General features: G+C 47.5%; 5 protein-coding genes and 1 pseudogene. All 6 read right to left on the bottom strand.

The window, feature by feature from the left end; translation table 11 throughout:
• Positions 1-793: pseudogene (locus Q4551_RS15930) on the bottom strand (IS3 family transposase); the annotation flags it as partial.
• 51 nt (positions 794-844) lie between these two features.
• Positions 845-1,285 carry a type I restriction endonuclease gene (locus Q4551_RS15935; protein WP_303434901.1) on the bottom strand — a complete coding sequence of 147 codons (441 nt, stop codon included), beginning with the start codon at positions 1,283-1,285 and terminating at the stop codon, positions 845-847.
• Positions 1,278-3,290, bottom strand: a complete 2,013-nt coding sequence (locus tag Q4551_RS15940) for a DUF262 domain-containing protein (protein WP_303434902.1) — start codon at positions 3,288-3,290, stop codon at positions 1,278-1,280. Before Q4551_RS15940 ends, Q4551_RS15935 begins: the two co-directional genes overlap by 8 nt.
• Positions 3,283-4,833: a DUF262 domain-containing protein gene (locus tag Q4551_RS15945; protein ID WP_303434903.1), complete on the bottom strand. Its 1,551-nt coding sequence runs from the start codon at positions 4,831-4,833 to the stop codon at positions 3,283-3,285. The genes Q4551_RS15940 and Q4551_RS15945 overlap by 8 nt, the downstream gene beginning before the upstream one ends.
• Entirely contained in the window at positions 4,830-5,006 is a 177-nt protein-coding gene (locus Q4551_RS15950; RefSeq protein WP_303434905.1) for a hypothetical protein, read from the bottom strand. The genes Q4551_RS15945 and Q4551_RS15950 overlap by 4 nt, the downstream gene beginning before the upstream one ends.
• 141 nt (positions 5,007-5,147) lie before the next feature.
• The coding region (locus Q4551_RS15955; RefSeq protein WP_303434906.1) for an ATP-binding protein at positions 5,148-5,811 on the bottom strand (664 nt) is incomplete at its 5' end.

Raw genomic sequence — 5,811 nt, forward strand, 5'->3', positions numbered from 1 at the left:
TTTACAACCAAGTCCGCATCCGGACTGGATGACATTGCCCAGCCAACAACACGACGGGCGTACAGATCCAGCACCACAGCCAGATAGCTCCATCGCTGACCGCTCCAGATGTAAGTGATGTCGCCACACCAAATCCGATCGGGCTGCTCTACTGCAAACTCACGATCCAGGTGGTTGGGAATATCCGGCCGTTCAACGGTGGCCTGCTTGTAAGCGTGAGGGCCTGGCTGCTTACAGGTCAGGCCCAGCTCGCTCATAAGTCGTCGAACCTTGAAACGACCGACGGCAGTGCCTTCCTCCCTGAGCAAGCCTTTGATTGTCCGGCTGCCGGCAGAGCTTCGGCTCTGGTGAACAGGCGGTTTACCTGGGCCCTCAGGGCCATGCGCTCCACATCAACGTGGTTCCGCCGATGGCGGTACTCGTAATAGCTGGAACGGCTGATATCAAACGCATTGCAGACCATTTCAACAGACATTCGCTCACTCAACTGGTCTATCAGCGCGTACGATTCATCTCGTCCGACATCAAGAGAGCGGTAGCTTTTTTAGTATGTCTTTTTCCTGTTCAAGGCGCTTGCAGCTCCTGAATACGACGCTGCTCCGGGGTTAAGGCCTTGCCCTTCGGGGTGATACCGTCACGCTCCTCGGTTAGTTGGTTAACCCAGCGCCGGATAGCGCTTTCACCAATTCCCAAGGACGCGCTCGCCTGGGGAATCGTCTAACCTTGATCCAGCACCAGGCTGGGCTGCTTCCTGCTTGAACTCAGAAGAAAAAGAACGTCGCTTGCTGGTCATCAGACACCTCGTTTATGGTGGCGATATTACCACCTACGTTGGTGTCCGGAATCATTGAACCACTACATTTACATAAAGCACTATGTCTGGGCGCTTTTTATTTTCACCCTTAATAGATACTTCTTCGGCAATGGCAAAATCGTTCGCCTCAGGGTTCTTCCAGTCAATCAGCCACACGGTTTCGTTAAGGTGGCCAGCGCCTTCTTTATCTTTCACGCCGTAACGAAGCAAACGATAAACATCCTTGTTGGCGTAATAGAGTTTTTTGCCTTCGCCCAGCGCTGCTGCCGTATCCAATTGGCGGATCGCCCGAGTAATCAGCGCATCACTGACACCCCGCTGCTGCAACCAGCCGGTGAGTATCTCCTGCTCAATATTGCGGTTGTTTTCCCGGTACTCCCAGTTACCCAGATAGCGATAACCCAGCTCCTGCTGAAAAAATTGAACCAGTCGATTCTGGGTAGCGCGTTCGCGCTGGCCGACGTTACTCACTAATTAATTCCTGTACCTGAGCCTTAACGGTAGATAAATATTGATTAAATTCATGAATCATTTTTTTCTGATGCAACTCAATCTCGTCTTTCTGCCACCGAGTATTATCATAGATATTTTCCAGCTTCAGTGAAACACCATGACCACGAAGGCGTTCATTAAATTCAGCCTTTTTAATACTAAACCCTTTGTTACTCATCTCCGAGTTAAGACTGCGCGTCACCAATGCCAGATTCCCGAAGCTATGCAGAAGTTCGTCTGGTATCCGGTCGCTCTCTTTCTCTGGATTTTGCGGTGTAACATGTTCTACTGAGTTTTTAGCTGTCATTCTAAAACCCCCAGCAGAAACGACATTTTTGGATTTCTGGCTAAGAAACAAAATAAATTCCAGTTTGTAGAACCAGTAATGCGGATACTGAGTGCCATTATCAAATTTCTGATCAAGACTGATAATAGCATCCAACAGGGTCTCTTTGTGCCATGGGTTGACCAAGTACCGATGGGTCCGGTCAATCAAAGGAGCATTAGCTTCGCTGCATAACAGGTTGTTATCCAAGTGTTGCAAATACAAATAAACATTTTCCTCGTTATTATCGAGTAAAAAATTCAATAACGGCGTTAACCAGTATTGCGTACTCATCTGCTGGGAGTGATACATCATACTTTGTAATAACGCAAATTCCGGTTCGGCATCGCTGGATAGTCGCTGCAAATAGGCCGTACCTCGTGAACGACTGCGATTGACATACAAACGGCGAATCGCATGAACTCGCTCTTCTTCAACAGAAACCCATTTGATTACATGTTTGTCAAACAGATAACGCACTTGCCAGAGAAGCTTAATAAAGGCCTTTACGTCATTACCGGCAGACTTGAATTTAAGCCAGTGAGCATCAAAAATAGCAAGCAGGTCTTTGTCCGATACCTTGGTGATATCAGCATCCGGAAATGCCGGGCTTCTATGCAAATAGATCCGAAGCACATGCTGAAGAAGCATGGAAAATGTAATGATACTATTGACCCGATCTGGCAAGTCGGATTCTTCATTTTCAGATACGCCATCGGTTCTTGAAAAGTCCGTAGTTGTCGTTAAAACTGACAACAAACTGGTTGGCGCACAATCTGCAGTTTCATTTTTATTCCGCAAAGCAGAAATTATTTCTGTCGGGCTTGCCAGCGCTTCCCGCTTAAAAACCGATAAGGGGCTTTGAATTTTACTTTCATATAATGCAACCACATCCACTTGAGTGGTACGGTTCAGGTTGCGCTCAACATAATCGTTCATATTTGAGCAAGCGTCCCACAAGAGTGAGTAGGGTTCCCGCTCATCCCTGCTGATTTTTTCGAGTAATTTGGCCTTTAGAATTTCATGATGCTGTAACTGCACGCCTCGATTGTTGATGACTTCAAATAACTTATTAAGATCGGTGTGCTCAGGCACCCTGGTTAGAATCAGCTGCACTTTGTAAAAAATAAATTGAGCGAGCACGGCCGTATCTAAGGGCTTATCGTTTGAATTGTTGGAGTAATTGTTGAAATAAGATCGGATTTCTTGCAGGGCATCTTCCAATTGTCTGGCTTCTGGTAAACTTGCACTTTCCCCGCGACATGTTTTTTCAAAAAAAGCGGTCACTTCTGGGCGAATAGCGAAGCTGATACGTGGGCGGATACCGCTATCAGTCTTAACCTGCCGGTAATCTGTCAGCAGGTCTCCCAGCACAATACTGATAAGCCATAACGTCGTAAAACGCTGCTGCCCATCAATAAGATCAAATACCGGATAATCAAGGCCATTACTCACCACAGGGTCACGTTCAACAACCAGCGAGCCGCCAAGATAAAAGGTGTTTTTTTGTTCCTGACACGCTGAGACTATATCGTCCAGAAGTGTATGGATCTGCTCTTTTCCCCACACGTACAGGCGCTGGTATATGGGAATGTTAAAAAAATAGCGCTTGTTTACAATATCATTCAAGGTAATCAGATCGGAGGTAAACTTAGTCATGGGATACCTCCCTGGTTTTCCGCGAATCTGGGTGGGATGGAACAGGCTTCAACTCTTCCATGGCTTTCTCATCCATGCACTGGGCTGTTTTTAACGACAAACAGGATAACTTATAATAGCCTGCTACTGCGGCGGCATAGCGCTCCTGAACCTTGCTGCGCTGATCATTCTGGTAGACGGCATCAACCTTATTTTGTTGCAGAAAACCAATAATCTCATCCCCCTCATAGGCAGAAGAAATCACATCGAGTAAATTCCGTTTGGCTTCGCGTAGGAATTTCAGCGGTGTTTCACGGCGGATATTCGACATGGACAAGCGCAGTGCGCCCAGTTGATGATCCAGATACAAAGCAAAACGCAACAAACCCTGGCTGCCCAAGCGGTCAAAATAGGTCAGCAAAGCCAGGCGAAATAAATTCTGCAAATAAGCTGACAAGGTTCTTACAACACGATTGTAAAACTTCTGTGTGGCTTTTATTTCGGCATTAGAACCCGGTGCAAACAAGAGTTGCTGCAACATCTCAGCGTATTTTTCGGTATAGAGAAAAAAACCAACACCACGGCTGATGGGCTGGCGCAGGGAGAAAGGTAAAGTCACGGCCTGTTGCCCGAACTGTTGTATCGCAGGCGTCAGGCGATAATCATTCTCCGCCGTCAGCTCCAACGCTTTGCCCCAGAGATTGGACCCCGCAGGATACAAGGCCACCCGTCCGATGGGTAGCACCCGGCTTTGCTGCCCAAAGTGGCTAAGCATTTCATCCCGGCTTTTCAGCTCATCTACCTCAGAGCCTCGCCAATTACGGCCACGCCACAGATAGTAGTGGAACAGGTCCGGGGCAAAATCATAATGCCTGCTATTCCTGATCAGCTCACCCCGCTGCTGCACCTGCTCCCATTTTCTGGCACAAAGGCTTTGCAGTTGCTCCACCAACTGATAATCATCCGCCTGGATAGCTCTCAGGTGAAAGGCTTTCAGCAAATCCGTACTACCCAACGGAACGCCGCGGTTGTTCTGCGTATCAAAAAAGGTAAACGCCAGGTCTTCACGGGTTACCATAATGACCGTAAAACACAGCCGGGAGAAAATATGTCTGAATAAAGAGCGAGTCTCCGGATGCTCTTCAAGCCAGATTTTTATCGTGTTTCTGGCTTGTTGTACATTGACCAGTGACCTAGAGGAGCGGAACTTAAATTGCAGAAAATCAGGCAGTGTTTCTTCCAGTAGCCAATACAGGATTGTCAGCGTCGTCAGCCTTTGTTGCCCATCAATGACGCAATGATCAACTTTTCCCTCTTGTGCTTTTCGATGGAGAAGTAAAGCTCCAAGATAATATTGACGGACCAAAGTAGGTGACTCAGCGGTAGTAAACTCGGCAAAGTCCTCCAGCAGCTGAATCACTTTTTCCTTAGTCCAGACATAAGCACGCTGGTAGTTATCCAGCACCAGCGGCTCCGATGCCACAGCCAGCTCGAAAAAACCGGCCTGACGCACATGTACGGGCAGCTCGTTTTGCTCGGCATCTTGTCGAATGAGGGCTTTCATGCCACCTGCTCCGGCTTGACCAGACGCGTTTTGCCGGTGAGCAGTTCCTGTTCAATGTTCCGGTTGTTCTCCCGGTGCTCCCTGTTACCCAGACACCGGTAGCCCAGCTCCTGCTGGAAAAACTTAACCAGCCGATTCTGGGTGGCGCGTTCGCGCTGGCCGACGTTACTCATTTGGGCATTCCTTTTACTTCTGTCACTATCCAATCAACCATGAATCAGCCAATTAATTCCTTATAAAACAATATGTTGAACAGAATTTGACTGCTTTCCGCTTAATAAATCAGAGATGCAGTCAATCACCAGTCAACCAAATCACGCCCAAAATGGCACATAGCGGATGGCTTTACTGCCAACCGTTGGGTCATACGGCTTGATAACGCCAGTTTCAACCGAGTCCCTGATAACACGGCTCACCATTGATTTATTTTTGTCTTCAATGCCAAACCGCGATCTTAAACTAGGGTTATTCATTGGTTCCTGATTCACATACTGTAAACAACAGTGAAGATAACAGGCATGGATACGTTCTTCTTTATCCATCTCTGCGAAGCTTTTGTAACTGAACAAAATACTTCGCGTATGCTTGTCTGTCTCCTCAAAAACCGGGGCTGGCAACTGATAAAGTTCGGTTTGGAATACCACCTTATCAATACCAGTTCCCCGTTCTTCACAAATATTGATACGGTGCATGAATGAGGCCAACCCTTCGTTACGGCTTTGTGGCGGCGAATCAAGAAAGCGCTGCGTATCAACCAAAGGGACACCCGGGTTGGTAATTTCCATACGCGAATCGAATATTTCAATCATCGGTCCGGAGCCGGTAATCGAAAAATCCTGGTGTATAATCGCGTTGGCGACCAATTCACGTATAGCCAACTCAGGATACATGGGTACCTCTTTGTAGTGGTTCAATGATTCCGGACACCAACGTAGGTGGTAATATCGCCACCATAAACGAGGTGTCTGATGACCAGCA

The organism is Oceanobacter sp. 5_MG-2023, assembly GCF_030548165.1.
Taxonomy (GTDB): domain Bacteria; phylum Pseudomonadota; class Gammaproteobacteria; order Pseudomonadales; family Oceanobacteraceae; genus Oceanobacter.

Bases quoted from the DNA above. Each gene is read 5' to 3' on its own strand.
- Q4551_RS15950 (WP_303434905.1), bottom strand. From the start codon at position 5,006: ATGAGTAACGTCGGCCAGCGCGAACGCGCCACCCAGAATCGGCTGGTT.
- Q4551_RS15940 (WP_303434902.1), bottom strand. From the start codon at position 3,290: ATGACTAAGTTTACCTCCGATCTGATTACCTTGAATGATATTGTAAAC.
- Q4551_RS15945 (WP_303434903.1), bottom strand. From the start codon at position 4,833: ATGAAAGCCCTCATTCGACAAGATGCCGAGCAAAACGAGCTGCCCGTA.